The following is a 15,630-nucleotide window of genomic DNA, read 5'->3' as shown; positions in this document are numbered from 1 at the left end:
TACTCCTTTCAATTCCTTTCCTTTAGTATAAGCCAAATTAAAAAAGGAATGAAAATCTTATGATTTCCATTCCTTCATCACTTACTGTTCCAGTTCTCTTAGGAGTCCGGGATAATGGCGTTGTCTTAATGCTTCATAAATTAAAATCGCTGCCGTATTTGACAGATTCAACGATCGGACGTTTTCGTTCATCGGGATCCGTAAAGCACGATCGAGGTTATTCTGAATCACATCATCCGGCAAGCCGGATGTTTCACGCCCAAAAATGAAGTAGTAGTCTTTCTCCTCCACACTGTAATCAAATTCCGTGTGTGGTGTTTTACCATATTTCGTTAAATAAAAGAATTCTCCGCCTTCGTTTTTCACGAAAAATTCATCAAGAGAATCATAATAAACGATATTTACAAACTGCCAGTAATCAAGTCCTGCCCTGCGCAGCATTTTATCATCCGTTGAAAAACCCAATGGGCGAATCAAATGCAGCGTGGTATCCGTCGCCGCACATGTTCGTGCTATATTTCCTGTGTTCGCTGGAATTTCCGGTTGATATAAAACCACATGTACTCCCATGTATGTCACCTCATTCATAAAACTCTAAGTGACATTATACCATTTATCCTCGGGAGGACAATACTTAACGGTCGTCGACGATTGTATAAAATTTATATTTGATATTCGGTGTATAGGCCGTTGAGTCCTCATACTTCCAATATCTCATCCTGCAATTAAAGGTGTGGGCATTCACGAGGGGCATGGCATCCGCATCCCTTCCTGTGACGATCGTGGTGTGATCAAAACGGCCGTCCCCTTCGAAATCATAGCAGATCACATCCCCAATCTTCAGTTTATGCGGACCTTCCACCTCCCTCGCCCGCAGTCCGATTGGCGAGGATGGCAGATGCAGCCTCATGGAATTCGCCACCGTCCAGCTATAGCTCCAGCTGTTATTTCTCATCCACCATCCTTTTCCCTGTGAAGGATAGCCCCTCATTGGAGCATTTCCGGCGTGCAGACATTGGGAAATGTAATTTGTACAGTCATTTTCAAACTTCCGGTACGCTGGGTTGTAGGTGTTCCACCACTTCTCTGCATACTGGACTGCTTTTAATCGTTCATAGTGATACGTGGTTCGTTCACCATTTCCCTCAACACTCGTTATTTCCTGCCCTTTCACCTCCTCAACCACAGCCGGGATTTCACCATCATTGTAAATCTTCCCGTCGTAATAAACGGCTCTCCGATTCTCTACTTCTTCCTCCAGATATATATACGAACCTTGTTTCACCAAGTATTTATAATGTACATCGTAGAGGACCGTTTGCGTCTCATCCCCCTGCATTGAAACCTCATTCACTTTGCCGGCCGCTTCAACCTTAACAATTTCAGCATGACGTTTCTCACAGGATTCTTTTTTTCTTTTCACTTTTTCACTTTGATAGTCTGTCTGTCCCCGGGTGGTGTACTCGCTGATGACATGGTTGATGTTTTCGATAAGTAGCTTTCTGATCATCGTCTTCCCCCCTCTTTTATTTCTATGAGGAAAGCCTTCTGTTCACAACAAAAAAAGGATAAATCCATTGGATTCATCCTTTTACACTGCCGCCGGGTTCAAGCAATCCGAGACCTTTCTCGATTTCAATCAGCACTTCTTTGTCTTCTTCAATTGATTTCTGTTTCAGAAGTGCTCTTTCTGCTTCAGGTCCACCGATTTTCCCTAATGCCCATGCTGAAGTTCCACGGATCACGGGACGGACATCAGAGTTCATGACCCCGATCAAATCTTCCACAGCGGTTTCGTCCTTATAATGAGCTAGGGCAATGATCGCATTTCTCTGTATCGGCTTCTTGCCTCTCCACGATCCCGATACATGCCCATAATGCTCTTTAAATTGACGGTTGCTGATCGTCAAAAGCGGTTTTAACAACGGCTTTGCAATTTCAGGGTCGGGTTCCATTTCTTCATGGAAGTGAAAGTCGATACCTTTATTTTCAGGACAGACGGTCTGACATGTATCACAGCCGTATAACCGATTCCCCAGCTTCACCCGGTATTCATCGGCAAGGAATCCTTTCGTCTGAGTCAAAAAGGCGATGCATTTCTGTGCATCAAGCTGTCCGCCTTCCACCAGGGCACCGGTCGGACATACATCCACACATTTATTGCATGTCCCGCACTGATCTTCCATCGGTTCATCGGATGCAAATGGAAGGTTTGTAACCATTTCACCGAGATATACATACGAACCGAACTCGGGTGTAATGATGGAACAGTTTTTTCCGCTCCAGCCGATTCCCGCACGTTCCGCAACTGCCCGGTCAACTAGTTCACCCGTATCCACCATCGATTTAAAACGCGCCTCCGGGAAGCGTGATGCAATATATTCTTCTAATTTAGCAAGCCGGTCCCGCAGCACATGATGGTAATCGGTTCCCCATGAAGCCCTGCAGAATATCCCCCGCCTTTCCCCGCGTCTGCTTTGGGGGGCATTCTTCATCCTGGAAGGGTACGCGAGGGCAATGGCAATGATCGATTTAGGTCCATCGAATATAAGCGACGGATCCACCCGTTTCTCTATGTCCTTTTCTTCAAAGCCTGATTGATAACCGAGCATTTCCTGCCTCAGCAGCTTGTTCTTCATTTCAGAGAACGTGCCTGCCGTCGTGAACCCGATCTTATCGATTCCGATTTCTTTACTGTAGTCGATGATATCCTGCTTTAACTGATCAAAATCCAAGACACCCGCCCCCTTTCCGTTTATATTACAAGTATGAATTCGTTTCAAATGATTACAGCCGAGTATTATGATAAACTATTTCAAACGAAATGTGGAGGAAAAATAATGGAAACGACAATTGATACTTCAATCTCTTCAATCATTCCGTCTTTTAAAATAGGCGTCATCCACTACCATCATATCGAAGTCGGGGATTCTCCTCAAATGCTGAAGGGCAGGCTGCAGTTATTTCAGGAATCCATCTTCTTTGATCTCCAGGACAAAAATGTCACAGACATCTCCGGGGTTTCCGAGTGGCGGGATGTATTCAAGAGCACCGGTAAAGATCCAAACCGCTACCGCCATTCGGCCGAAGCCCTTTTCCGCCGGGTAAAAAAACAGAACTACCTTTCCACGATCAATTCGGCGATCGATTTGAATAACTTTTTTTCATTGCAATATGAAGTGCCGATCGGGATCTATGACCTCAACGAACTAAAGGGAAATAACATCGAGCTCCGGGTGGGACAAGCAGGTGAAACGTATAAGGGGCTGAACGGCAGGAAAAATTCATTGGAGAACTTGATCGTTGCAGCTGATGAGGAAGGCCCATTCGGCAGTCCTTTCGTTGATTCCAACCGCGCCCCTGTAGGAAAAGGAACGACAAACGCTTTACAAATCATCTTCTTAAAGCCTACCCTTCCTGCAGAAGAAGGTAACAAACTGACGAAATCACTGATGGATATGTTTATCAGCATCCATGGTGGAGAAGGATCATTCAGAGTGGTAAACGCATGATTTTTCAAATGATAACCCGGGTCCCTGTGAAAAACAGTGAGCCGGGTTTATTTGTTTGACTAATTACAGGCCACGGACGGAAGTAAAACCTATTATTCAGTGAGAAAGGGAAAATACCCCAAGAAAATTCGCCCATTAATCTCTCGTTTCAACAAAAATTGTATGCCACTGGCATATTACAAAAAAAAGAGAACCAATACCAGGTTCTCTCCTTAACCATTACTTACACCCACCACATCTCCGAGGGCTGCTCCTCGATCAATATAGACTTCAGATTCTTAACAGCACGCCCGAAGCCTTCTTCAATCGACATGATCGGATCTTCATGTTCGATGCTTACCACATAATCATATCCGAATGTCCGCAGTGCACTCATCATATCGGACCATTCCTGAAGACTGTGGCCGCATCCTACCGACCTGAACGACCACGCACGTGACTGGACGTTTCCATATGGCTGCATATCAGTCAGACCGTACATGTTGACGTTTTCCTGATCGATGTACGTATCTTTGGCATGAAAATGATGGATCGCATTTTCTTTCCCGAGGATTTTAATCGCCGCTACCGGGTCGATCCCCTGCCACCACAGGTGACTGGGATCCAAGTTGGCACCGATTGCTTCACATGTTTCCTCACGAAGCTTCAAGAGCGTGTATGGTGTATGAACAAGGAACCCTCCGTGCAGCTCGAGACCGATTTTCACACCATGCTCCTCGGCAAGTTTCCCCATCTTCCTCCAATAAGGAATTAGTTTCTCTTCCCATTGCCATTTCAGGATATCACCGTATTCATTCGGCCATGGCGAGACCGGCCAGTTCGGATGCTTTGCGCCCTCATGATCACCCGCTGTTCCTGAGAAGCAATTGACGACAGGGACATTCATCAATCCTGCAAGTTTGATTGTTTTCTCAAGCGCAGCATGCGAGTCTTCTGCGAATGCAGAATCCGGTGAGATCGGATTGCCGTGACAGCTGAAGGCACTGATTTCAAGGCCGCGCGATGTCACCTTTTGCAGGTACTCATTTCGTTGTTCTTCACTTTCCAAGAGGGCATCGAGATCGCAATGAGCATTTCCCGGATAGCCTCCTGACCCGATTTCGACCGCATTCAAGCCGGCTTCTTTCACATAATCAAGCATTTCATCAAGATTTTTCTGAGAAAATAATACGGTAAATACACCTAATTTCATCTATGCTTCCTCCTATTTCAATGTGATGCTTTTACGTGTTTCACTGCTTTTATAAATGGCATCGACGATTTGCGATACAGCCATTGCCTCTTCAGGCTTCACAATGAGCTCTTCATGGCCAAGACAACTGTTGATGAAATTTTCGGCCTGTGGAAGACTCGGGTCGTCTTCACCGGGAATCCAGTCAGCCTCACTGTTCAGGAGCATTCCATGCTTCATTTGATTGATGTTCAGCGGAAACAGATCGACGCCGCCCGTTTCGCCGGATATGCTCAAGCTTTCTTCATCGCTCTTCACATTGGCGGACCAGGATGTTTCAAAGAGCATCGATGCGCCGTTGTCAAATTTAATATAAGCCGTCACATGATCATCGACTTCAAAGTTCTCGCGGTCGAAGTCCCCCCATTGATTGACTTCTCCTGGTGTTTTGCTTAGCTTGTTATAGGCAGTCCCTGTCACCTCGACAGGCTTTGGGTTTCCAAGCAGCCAGAGTGACAGGTCCAGGAAGTGGCAGCCGTAATCGATGAGACTTCCACCGCCCTGCAGCTCCTTGTTCGTGAATACGCCCCAGCCAGGCACCTTGCGACGGCGGATCGCTCTTGCCCTTGCTACAATCGGCTCACCGATTTCGTTTGCTGATATGAATCGTTTCGCAGTCCGGGAATCTTTCATGAAGCGGTAGTGATAAGCGATCGCTAATACTTTACCCGATTCATCTGCAGCATCGATCATCGCCCGGCATTCTTCAGGCGTCATCGCCATCGGTTTTTCACAGAAGACATGAAGTCCGGCTTGCAGGGCTGCAATCGAAATTTCAGCGTGAAATTTATTCGGAGTACAGATCGTGACGGCATCGACATGATCGAACATGTCGCGAAAATCACTGTATACGTTTGGAATATCGAACTTCTCAGCCACGTTTTGGGCAGTCAATGTATTAATATCACTGACCGCTTCAATCATGACCGTTTCGGACAATTTTTTATATGCAGGGATATGGCGGCTTTGTGCGATTCCGCCAGCCCCGATGATCCCCATACGGAGTTTTGACATGCTGCATTCACCTCAAGTTACAGTTTTACGATTGTTTTTGTTTCATTTGACTCAAGTGCAGATAACACGACCTGCAGGGACTTCATGCCTTCACTTCCACTGACAGGCGGTTCAGAATCATTTAACACGGACTGTACAAACTGATCAATAACATGCGAATTCGTCTGTCCGCCGTCTTCATTCGTCTGGATGCCGCCAAGGTCGTACCTGACCACTTCACCAGTCGCATATTGAATAACTAATGAATGCACCGGATCATCCTCTAAGCGGAGAATCGCCTTTTCTCCATAGATGATTGTCGAATTGTCCTCTTTTGACACATACGACCAGCTGGCAGCAAGTGTCCCGATCGTCCCGCTTTCTGTCTTCAACACACAAACTGCTGTATCATCCACATCGGCATTTTCCTTTGCACTCGTTTCCACAAAAGCACCGACTTCCACGAATTCTTCGCCGAGCACGTAGCGAAGCAAGTCGGTCTTATGTACTCCGAGGTCTCCCATCGCACCGATGAACGCTTCATCTTTCTTAAAGAACCAGCTGTCTTTCCCATCCGCACTCCAGCCCTCAGGACCTCCGTGGCCAAATGCTGAACGGAAGCTGTAAACCTTTCCTGCTTCGCCCTTTTCAATAAGCTCTTTTGCTTTCTGGTGCGAAGGAACAAAGCGCTGATTATGGGCAACCATCAACTTCCTGTTGTTTTTTTCAGCTGCGGCAATCATATTCTCCGCTTCTTCGGCTGAGGTCGCCATCGGCTTCTCACATAACACATGCTTGCCGGCATTCAGTGCGGCAATCGAGATCGGTGCATGCAAATAGTTAGGTGTACACACACTGACAGCTTCAACTTCATGATTAGAAAGCAGCTCCTTGTAACTTGTATAAGCTTCGGCTCCATATTCCCTGGCTGTCTTTTTCACTCGTTCATCAACTATGTCACATACGGCAACGATTTCAACTTCCTTGTTTCTGGCGTATTCCGGGAGATGACGATGCTGCGCGATACTTCCACAACCGACGACACCAATTTTTAACTTACTCATTTTACTTCCTCCTTTAGTTAGATCCCTTAATTTCTTCCAACGGCTTTGCATTCCCGTAAACGGGCCTGTTTCGTTCTACCGGCTTTGCCCATTCCACTGCATTGATGATCACTTGTTGGACTTCACGGTTGTAATATGTCGGATATGTTTCATGCCCGGGTCGGAAGTAAAAGATTTTTCCGTTCCCCCGTTGATATGTACAGCCGCTCCTGAACACTTCGCCGCCTTCGAACCAGCTCACCATCACCAGTTGATCGGGTGCCGGAATATCAAAATGCTCCCCGTACATTTCTTCCTTTTCAAGTTCGATGTATTCTCCCAGTCCAGCAGTGATCGGGTGACTCGGGTCGACAATCCAGATGCGTTCCTTCTCATCCGCTTCTCTCCATTTCAAATCACAACTCGTACCCATCAGCTCCTTGAAAATCTTCGAGAAATGGCCGGAATGCAGGACAATCAGGCCCATCCCGTCAAGGACACGCTGCTTCACTTTTTCCACTACTTCATCTGTGACCTCATCATGGGCGATATGCCCCCACCAAAGGAGTACCTCCGTGGAATTCAACACTTCATCTGTCAGTCCATGCTGCTCTTCATCCAAAGTCGCGGTCCTGACATTAAAGGACTCTTCCCCCAAAAATGAGGCAATCGCCCCATGTATTCCTTCAGGATATACCTCCCGCACCTTTTCACTTTTCTGTTCATGACGATTTTCATTCCATACTGTTACGTTTACCATGATTTGACCTCCATCATTTTTGTTTTAGAAGGGACTGCCTGAATTCATTTGGCGTAATCCCGATTTGCTTCTTGAACACCTTGCTGAAATACTTCTCATTTCCATACCCTACCCCATACGCAACTTCATATATTTTAAGATATGGATTCTCTAATAGCTTCATAGCTTTCTCCATCCGGATATTCGTTAAATAATCCGTAATCGTCAGCTTGTATTCCTGTTTGAATTTCCTTGAAATATACTCCCTGCTCAGGAAAAATGTATCCGCGATTTCCTGCAAATTCACTTCCTCCTGATAATGATGCTGCAGATACTCTTCGATTCTCTGCATATTGTTCTTCTCAGTCTGATATTTCTTATTTGTCAAAGTTTGTATCAACTCTTTGAACTGCTTCATCTTTTCATTTTTGAATCTCTCAAGTGAAAAAGAACCGTCTCTTACCCAATAATCAATCCCCTTGTAAAATACAGACTGACCTTCTATCCCGTATTCTTTCAGCCAATTGTTTCTTAGTAAATCAAACTGATTTTCCCAGACCTGTATTTGCTCGCGGGAAAGCGTATGCTGTTTTTCAAGAATAACGAATATCTTCTGAAGGGACTCCTCCACACCGGTTGGACTTCCTGAGCGAATCATCCATTTCAACTCATTTGAATAGTCAAGCAGGTGAAGATTCGGTTTAGAACTTACATCATTGGATGTGATGATCTTGCCCGTCTTCCTTAAGTCATGCTTCATGTATACTTCCAATGCCGATGAATAAGCCTTCTGGATGTCCATCGAATTTTCCCCTAAAGAGATCGTCAAGCAGATTTTGTTGAATTGATAGATGGAAGCATAGAATTCATCCAAAAGAAAATTGATATTTTTATCATTCCATAAGAGTATGACAAGCTCCTCATCTTTATTTATATTTCTGAAACAGACACCATCATTATTTTTCTTAAGCAGTTCGTTGCAGATATTCGTCAATGTAAAGGATGCGAGATCCCTGTCTCCCTGAAAGCATTTCATAACAGACGGCTTGATCGGGATGAGCCCGACTGTTTTCTGCCTTTTCCCAATTTCAACACCGAATTCATGCAGGATTTTCCCCTCTGATGCTATTGTTAGTCCTTCTGAGCTGCACAGGTTCGAAAACAGGCGATCCCAATACAACGGTTTCACTTCATTCATGACCCGGCTATCTTCCACATGAGATTTCCACGACCTGGCCAGCTCATTCCATTCATTGACCGCTTTACTCAGTGTTTCATTCAATATCTCGGGTTCAATCGGTTTCAAGATATAATCAAAGCTTTTATAATAGATTGCATTTCTCATATACTCGAAGTCATCATAGCCGCTTACCACGATCGTCTTGCTTTTGATCCCGGAAGAATTGAGCCACTTCAAAAGGTTGATCCCGTCAAGCTTCGGCATTCTCATATCGGTGAAAATGATTTCCGGACGGTGCTCGGTGATCAGATTCTTCGCCTGCTCCCCATCCTCAGCCTCGAGTATGGTCTGAATCCCGAAATGATCCCAATCCGCTAATAAAAGTAACCCCTCACGTACATGTTTTTCGTCGTCAATGATGATTGCTTTCATTCGAATCACCTTCCATTTTCATTGGCAGCTTCATGGTGACCATAAAGCCTCCTCCTTCCGGGTTTTCAAGAAGCAGGATTGCTTGATTATCATAATAAAGCTTCAGCCTTACATACACGTTCTTCAATCCGATATTAGTGGCTTCACCTATCTTGTTTAACCCAGCCGCCTTAAAATGCTCATAGATTTCTTCAAGACGTTCATCTGTCACACCGATACCATTATCGCGGATGGTGATGACGAGCTCTTCATCTTTCCTCATACAAACCAGCTCGATGCGGCCGATCCCCTCCCGGATATCAAACCCGTGTTTGAAATAGTTTTCAATGATCGGCTGGAGAATCATTTTCGGCACTGCTGTATCCCTTACCGAATCATCCACTTCAACGGAGTAATCAAGATTCTCACCGAACCGTTCTTTTTGAAGAAGCAGAAATGCTTTGGTATAACTGATTTCCTTCTCAAGGGGCACCATATCTTCTTCCATATTCATCCCGTATCTCATGATCTTGGAGAGATACGTAATGAGCGTGTAGACCTGCGGCACTTTGTTCTTCAATGCAACCGTGCCGATGGACTGCAGGGCATTATACAAGAAATGGGGATTGATTTGTGACTGCAGTACCTTTAATTGATTGTTTTTATTCTCAAGCTCAAGCTTATATTCACGGTTGATCAGAGTATTGATCCTTTCGATCATCTGCTGGAATCTGAAACCAAGTAAACCGATCTCATCCGTACTGAACGATGGGAACTGAACATTCATATTTCCTTTCTCTACTTGCTGTATATTCCGGAGAAGGACACGGATCGGTGATGTAATCTTGAACGATACGAAAAGTGTTGCCAGAACGACCAGTGTCAGACCGAGAATACCAAACAAAATATTGATCTTCGCCACACTGAATGCGCTTTCGTAAAGGTTTGCATAACTGACACGCTTGGCAAGTATCCACCCGCCTGCCGATTGAGGGAGCTGATCATACATGATTACACCATTGAAGGCGTCTTCCTTCCATTCAAGCGTACCGTCCCCTTCTTTCTCTTCCACGATGCGCTTGATCCATTTCTGGTTATTCTTACCGTCTGACACATCAAGATCTGAGCCGTAAATCATTTCTCCCTGTGGGGTGAGCAGATAAAATTCTTCTTTCTCGCCTATATAAAGATTCCTGCTTAAATCAATGATTTTCTCAGGTGAAATATCAAGCGATATATAAGCCAGCACCTCATCATCAGGAATGTTCCTGAAAGCCCTGTGGACCGAAATGATATTTCTTGATCGCTTGATATCTTTTTCCTGCTGTGGAAAGGCCGGTTCAATATACATATTATAAGGACTGCGTTCCGCCCTTAGAAATGCATCTTGATTTGTCTCCTTCCCTGCACTCGAGAACACAACCGTTGAACGCTTTGTAGCAGAGATGACCCTGTCGTCTTCGGTAAATGAAATCCGAACTCCGTTGATGGTGTCACCTGTGTATAATATCGTTTGCACAACATTCTTTACAATCCCGATCGTCAAGTAATCATTCCCCTGATCCGGATTTCTCATGTAATTAATGAAATCAGGATTATTATAGAGAGATAGAGTCAAATCATTCAGTTCATTAATATAACTCTCCAAATTCACCTTCCCCTGATACAGCAGGTTCCTGCTCTCTGCAACCACCTGGTCTTCGATTGAATTCTTAGTGTACAAATATGTAATAACAATAGAGCTGCCAAAAGGTACAATGGTTGTGATCAAAAGGAGCACAATCAGTTTGTTTCTGATACTGGTCTTTAACATGAGGAAAGGACCTCCACATTTTGCTTATACCTAGTATAATACCTGCTTGTACATACATGAAGAGTTTTTTCAAAATAATGAAATTTTCCTAAAAAAGAAATACGAGTTCAACACCGTGTCGATTTACTTGCAAGGCTTCGGTTTCCGCTGGCGATCCGTCATCTTCTTATGAACGTTAGAATACACAGAAAGCATGCCTTTTCAGACATGCTTCCGGATATTCTGTTTTACTTCAAGTTATCCCAGGATTGCTGGAATTTCTCTAGTAAAGTATCATAGTCGATCTTTCCTGCGGCATATTCCTGGATGGCAGCGGCAAACTCTTTGTTTGCTCCATCCGGCCATTTGAACCAAGTCCAAGGAATTGTCTTATCCTCTTTAGAATAGTCAAGGATTGATGTACCAAGGTCACCTAATCCGGCAGGCTCGATGTTATCAAATGCAGGAATGAACGCAAATTCTTCTGTGATATAACGTTTTCCTGTTTCAGAAGTAACCATCCAGTTTAAGAATGTTTTGGCTTCTTCAAGGTGCTCTGAGTTTTTATTTAATACCCAGTTATTCGGTACACCTACAGGCAGTCTGTTTGCACTTTCATCATTGCTGATCGGAATTGGAAGGAAGCCCATGTTGATTTCAGGGTTGACCTCAGTAATCATATTTTCCGTCCAGTTACCCTGTTGAAGCATCGCCGTTTCCCCTGAAGCAAAAAGCGTTACCTGCGTATTGTAATCCGTGGTCAGTGGATTATCATTTGCATATTTCAGCTCAGTATCAAGGACCTCCTTGAACTGCTCGAACTTCTCATTACCGACGAACTTTTCAGATCCATCATATAATCCTGCGATGAACGCTTCGGGATCTTCCTGCTGTGCGAAAGGAATGTTCAGTAAATGCTGACCGATTACCCACCATTCGCCGTAACCCGCTGAGAACGGAGTGATTCCTGCTTTTTCAAGCTTCTTGGAAGCGTCTTTCAATTCATCAATTGTCTTTGGAGCTTCTTTGATGCCGGCTTTTTCAAATAAATCTTTATTATACACAAAACCATAGCCTTCCAGATTGACCGGCATACCATAAAGCTTGCCGTCTTCTGCCGTCATCGGAATTTTACCGATAGGAAGAACATGCTCCACCCACGGCTCACCTGAAAGGTCTGCCAGTTTTTCTTGCCAAAGTTCTAATTCTTTAAATCCGCCGTTATTGAAAATATCCGGCTCTTCCCCAGAGGCAAACTTCGCTTTAAGTGCAGCACCATAGTCCGCGCCGCCTCCAACCGTTTCAAGCTTCACCTTGATGTTTGGGTGTTCTGCTTCGAATTCCTTGATCATCTCCTGAAGCTGATCGGCAATTTCCACTTTGAATTGGAATAAGTTAAGAGTGACTACATCATCACCAGACTTGGAATCACCGTCACTTCCTGACGAAGATTCTTTGGATGAACAACCTGCAATGATTCCAAATACTAATATCAGTGACGTGAATAATAAAAGAATGCGTTTCATAACTGGTTTTACCCCCTTGATATAATTTATTGTATATAAAGTTCTGTATGGAATACAGAACCTTTATATCTACTTAATGGATCCTGATGCAATTCCCTTGATGATATGTTTCTGCAAGAACAGGAAGAATACGATGATCGGTGCAATACCCAGCACCAATGCCGCTAGCCCCATATCCCACTGCTTCGTATATTGTGCAAAGAATGAACTGGCAGCAAGCGGAATCGTTCTCAGCTCAGCATCCTGTAAAACAAGGAGCGGCAAAAGGTAATCATTCCAAATCCAAAGAGTATTCAAGATGATGACTGTAACCGTAATCGGCTTGAGGAGCGGAAAGACGATCCTCCAAAACACACCAAACTGGCTGCATCCGTCTATCATCGCCGATTCCTCTATTTCAACAGGGACTGTTTTCACAAATCCATGAAAAAGGAATAAAGAAAGCGGCACGCCAAACCCAAAGTACATAATGACCAGCCCTGGAATGCTGTTCGTCAGGTTCAATGCCCCTCCCAGTTTCATTAGAGGAATCATCACTGTCTGAAACGGAATGACCATCGCCGACACGAAAATCACAAACAGAATCTTACTGAACTTGCCCGGAGTGCGAACCATCTTCCATGCAGCCATTGAACTAATGATGACCAAGCCAATATTGCTTGCTACCGTAATGATAAGGGAATTCCAGAATGCCCTTGGAAAGTTGATGATTTCCCACACCTTCGCATAGTTCGAAAACATGAATTCTTCCGGCCAGGCAGCAGCATCAATGAGAATGGCCGCAAACGGTTTGACAGAATTGATAAATACGAAGTAAAAAGGAATCAGGAAGAGGATACCCAGCGCAATTCCGATAATCTCAAGTACAAACGTCTTCTTTGTATACCGTTTGCCCATTATGCCTCAACCTCCTTCTTCTTCGTCAACATAACCTGGAAGGTCGTGAAGATCGCTACAACAACAAAGAATAAAATGGACTTAGCCGTCCCAAGACCGTAACGGTTATTCTGGAACGCTTCTTGATAGATATTAATAGCCACAGACTGAGTGGAATTAAATGGCCCCCCGCCTGTTAACGAGATATTCAAATCAAATATCTTGAATGCCATTGAGATCGTCAGGAAGAAACAAATCGTGAAAGCCGGAAGAATCAACGGAATGATGATCTTCGTCAAAAGCGTCCAATTCGATGCACCATCGATCTTTGCAGCTTCCAAAAGAGAATTATCCACACCTTGCAATGCTGCCACATAAATGACCATCATGTACCCGCTTATCTGCCATGCAAACACGATGACAATCCCCCAGAAGGCCGTTTTTTCATCTCCAAGCCACGGCATCTTGAAGAATGCAATATCCGTCATGTTCCCGACAGAAGCAAACCCTTTAACGAAAATGAATTGCCAGATAAATCCTAATAATAAACCGCCGATGACATTTGGTATGAAGAACACCGTCCGCAGAACATTACGCGTCTTAAGAGCCGCATTTAATAGTAGCGCAAACCCAAATCCAATCAAGTTACTGATAATGACGGCAGCAAACATAAACTTCGTTGTAAACATAAATGAATTAAAAAATGTTTTGTCACCCGTAAATATCTGTATATAATTATCAAACCCAACCCACTCTACAACAGAACTGACACCATTCCAAGAAGTAAAAGAATAATAGACCCCCATTAGAAAAGGAAGAATCTGAATCACTAGAAAAAAGATAAGTGCAGGCCCTACAAAAGCAGCGTACGTCAACAAACTCTTATATTTGAACTTCTTCTTTGATACTGCCTTGATCTGTGCCTGGGTACTTACCGGTCCAGTCTTTAATTTTGGTTCCACACGTATCACCAGCCCTTCTTATGTAACCGCTTTCTTGTATTATATAGGGAATCCAATCTTAATTAGGGCAACAAAATTGACAAAGAAGGTGCAATATTGTGACAAGTTTAATTATTGGATGAGATTGAGGGTATGGGCCTATGGGTTTTTGCGTGTGACACGGATTCATTCGGTATGGATTTATGCGTATGGACGTGCCCAGGGTATATGTTTGGCTTTAGAGAAGTAGATGTAGTGGTAAAATGTTTTTTTCGGATTAAGCGGAGGATGTTTCATATTTCATGCACGGGGACTTGACTTGACTGTTTGCTATTGTGGTGAAAAGTGTTGGTAATCCAACAAAAAAATGGTTGAATCAAAGCAAAATAGTACAACATACTATGGCTGGGCGTCCTCTGAGTGTAAATAACATTTGATGACAGCAAAGTTTCTCTTTAGATTTACATTATTGCGCCCCAGTTTCCGGATTATTGTGCAGGAATCTTGTTTATTGCGCCGGTTTCGAGATAATTGCTCCGGTATTTTGTTTATTGCGCTAGTTTCCAGATAATTGCTCCAGTATTTTATTTATTGCGCCGGTTTCCGGATTATTGCGCTACTTAGAATGATTACAATACAAAAAGATAGGAACGCCAAAATTTCCTGCCCCTCTGCAATCTCAAATCATTTCTTTACAATTTCTCTACAGCTAGAACTGTTCCACGAGAATAACAAAAAAGACCTTCTCGCAATGAAAAGGTCTCAAGTATGTATGATTGGAGCGGGTGAAGGGAATCGAACCCTCATCATCAGCTTGGAAGGCTGAGGTTTTACCACTAAACTACACCCGCGAATGGTACCGGTGGCCGGGATCGAACCGGCACTCCAGAGGAACACGATTTTGAGTCGTGCGCGTCTGCCAATTCCGCCACACCGGCATTCTTATGGAGGCGCCAACCGGATTTGAACCGGTGATAAAGGTTTTGCAGACCTCTGCCTTACCACTTGGCTATGGCGCCTTATATATGGAGCGGAAGACGGGATTCGAACCCGCGACCCCCACCTTGGCAAGGTGGTGTTCTACCACTGAACTACTTCCGCAAATAAACTGGGCTAGCTGGATTCGAACCAACGCATGTCGCAGTCAAAGTGCGATGCCTTACCGCTTGGCTATAGCCCATTGATAATATATGTCACTGAATAAAAAATGTGACTATTATGGGGCGACTGATGGGAATCGAACCCACGAATGCCGGAACCACAATCCGGTGCGTTAACCACTTCGCCACAATCGCCATAATAAAATTGGCAGGGGCAGTAGGAATCGAACCCACACCAAAGGTTTTGGAGACCTTCGTTCTACCGTTAAACTATGCCCCTGGGATA

The 15,630-nt window shown here is 44.3% G+C and carries 13 protein-coding genes and 7 tRNA genes; 1 reads left to right on the top strand and 19 read right to left on the bottom strand.

Annotation, left to right across the window (positions count from 1 at the left end):
* Positions 1-81: 81 nt before the first annotated feature.
* The 3 genes from trmL to queG form a co-directional block, all read right to left on the bottom strand.
* Positions 82-570, bottom strand: a complete 489-nt coding sequence (gene trmL, locus V6B33_RS21700; protein WP_334219734.1) for a tRNA (uridine(34)/cytosine(34)/5-carboxymethylaminomethyluridine(34)-2'-O)-methyltransferase TrmL — start codon at positions 568-570, stop codon at positions 82-84.
* A 64-nt stretch (positions 571-634) separates the two neighbouring features.
* Positions 635-1,507, bottom strand: a complete 873-nt coding sequence (locus V6B33_RS21695; RefSeq protein ID WP_334219749.1) for an amidase domain-containing protein — start codon at positions 1,505-1,507, stop codon at positions 635-637.
* A 76-nt stretch (positions 1,508-1,583) separates the two neighbouring features.
* The gene (queG, locus tag V6B33_RS21690) at positions 1,584-2,735 is read right to left on the bottom strand and encodes a tRNA epoxyqueuosine(34) reductase QueG (protein WP_334219733.1); all 1,152 of its coding nucleotides are present in this window, start codon (positions 2,733-2,735) and stop codon (positions 1,584-1,586) included.
* 105 nt (positions 2,736-2,840) lie between these two features.
* On the opposite strand from queG, the gene V6B33_RS21685 reads away from it, so the two are divergent.
* Entirely contained in the window at positions 2,841-3,512 is a 672-nt protein-coding gene (locus tag V6B33_RS21685; protein WP_334219732.1) for a B3/B4 domain-containing protein, read from the top strand.
* A gap of 223 nt (positions 3,513-3,735) precedes the next feature.
* On the opposite strand, the gene V6B33_RS21680 is transcribed toward V6B33_RS21685, so the two are convergent.
* The 16 genes from V6B33_RS21680 to V6B33_RS21605 form a co-directional block, all read right to left on the bottom strand.
* Positions 3,736-4,704, bottom strand: a complete 969-nt coding sequence (locus V6B33_RS21680; RefSeq protein WP_334219731.1) for a sugar phosphate isomerase/epimerase family protein — start codon at positions 4,702-4,704, stop codon at positions 3,736-3,738.
* Between the two features lie 12 nt (positions 4,705-4,716).
* Positions 4,717-5,757 carry a Gfo/Idh/MocA family protein gene (locus tag V6B33_RS21675; RefSeq protein ID WP_334219730.1) on the bottom strand — a complete coding sequence of 347 codons (1,041 nt, stop codon included), beginning with the start codon at positions 5,755-5,757 and terminating at the stop codon, positions 4,717-4,719.
* 17 nt (positions 5,758-5,774) lie between these two features.
* On the bottom strand, positions 5,775-6,800 hold the full coding sequence (locus V6B33_RS21670; RefSeq protein WP_334219729.1) for a Gfo/Idh/MocA family protein: 1,026 nt from the start codon (positions 6,798-6,800) through the stop codon (positions 5,775-5,777).
* 13 nt (positions 6,801-6,813) lie between these two features.
* Positions 6,814-7,539: a ThuA domain-containing protein gene (locus V6B33_RS21665; protein WP_334219728.1), complete on the bottom strand. Its 726-nt coding sequence runs from the start codon at positions 7,537-7,539 to the stop codon at positions 6,814-6,816.
* A gap of 13 nt (positions 7,540-7,552) precedes the next feature.
* On the bottom strand, positions 7,553-9,130 hold the full coding sequence (locus tag V6B33_RS21660) for a response regulator transcription factor (protein ID WP_334219727.1): 1,578 nt from the start codon (positions 9,128-9,130) through the stop codon (positions 7,553-7,555).
* Positions 9,111-10,922 (bottom strand): sensor histidine kinase, encoded by a 1,812-nt coding sequence (locus V6B33_RS21655; protein WP_334219726.1) that lies wholly within the window; start codon positions 10,920-10,922, stop codon positions 9,111-9,113. Before V6B33_RS21655 ends, V6B33_RS21660 begins: the two co-directional genes overlap by 20 nt.
* A gap of 227 nt (positions 10,923-11,149) precedes the next feature.
* Positions 11,150-12,427: an ABC transporter substrate-binding protein gene (locus V6B33_RS21650; RefSeq protein WP_334219725.1), complete on the bottom strand. Its 1,278-nt coding sequence runs from the start codon at positions 12,425-12,427 to the stop codon at positions 11,150-11,152.
* A gap of 69 nt (positions 12,428-12,496) precedes the next feature.
* Positions 12,497-13,324: a carbohydrate ABC transporter permease gene (locus tag V6B33_RS21645; RefSeq protein WP_334219724.1), complete on the bottom strand. Its 828-nt coding sequence runs from the start codon at positions 13,322-13,324 to the stop codon at positions 12,497-12,499.
* Positions 13,324-14,265, bottom strand: a complete 942-nt coding sequence (locus tag V6B33_RS21640; RefSeq protein WP_334219723.1) for a carbohydrate ABC transporter permease — start codon at positions 14,263-14,265, stop codon at positions 13,324-13,326. The genes V6B33_RS21645 and V6B33_RS21640 overlap by 1 nt, the downstream gene beginning before the upstream one ends.
* 756 nt (positions 14,266-15,021) lie before the next feature.
* A tRNA-Gly gene (locus V6B33_RS21635) sits at positions 15,022-15,095 on the bottom strand.
* Positions 15,096-15,098: 3 nt separating this feature from the next.
* A tRNA-Leu gene (locus tag V6B33_RS21630) sits at positions 15,099-15,182 on the bottom strand.
* A gap of 7 nt (positions 15,183-15,189) precedes the next feature.
* Positions 15,190-15,263: transfer RNA gene (locus V6B33_RS21625), tRNA-Cys, on the bottom strand.
* 7 nt (positions 15,264-15,270) lie between these two features.
* Positions 15,271-15,345, bottom strand: a tRNA-Gly gene (locus V6B33_RS21620).
* A gap of 7 nt (positions 15,346-15,352) precedes the next feature.
* Positions 15,353-15,424, bottom strand: a tRNA-Gln gene (locus V6B33_RS21615).
* 39 nt (positions 15,425-15,463) lie between these two features.
* Positions 15,464-15,539: transfer RNA gene (locus V6B33_RS21610), tRNA-His, on the bottom strand.
* An 11-nt stretch (positions 15,540-15,550) separates the two neighbouring features.
* Positions 15,551-15,624: transfer RNA gene (locus V6B33_RS21605), tRNA-Trp, on the bottom strand.
* Positions 15,625-15,630: the final 6 nt, after the last annotated feature.

Origin of the sequence: Mangrovibacillus sp. Mu-81 (genome assembly GCF_036867415.1) — a bacterium.
In the GTDB taxonomy this organism is placed as follows: Bacteria; Bacillota; Bacilli; order Bacillales; family Bacillaceae_B; genus Rossellomorea.
The sequence above is the reverse complement of the archived record's forward strand: the minus strand, read 5'-3'. Positions and strand labels throughout refer to the sequence as shown.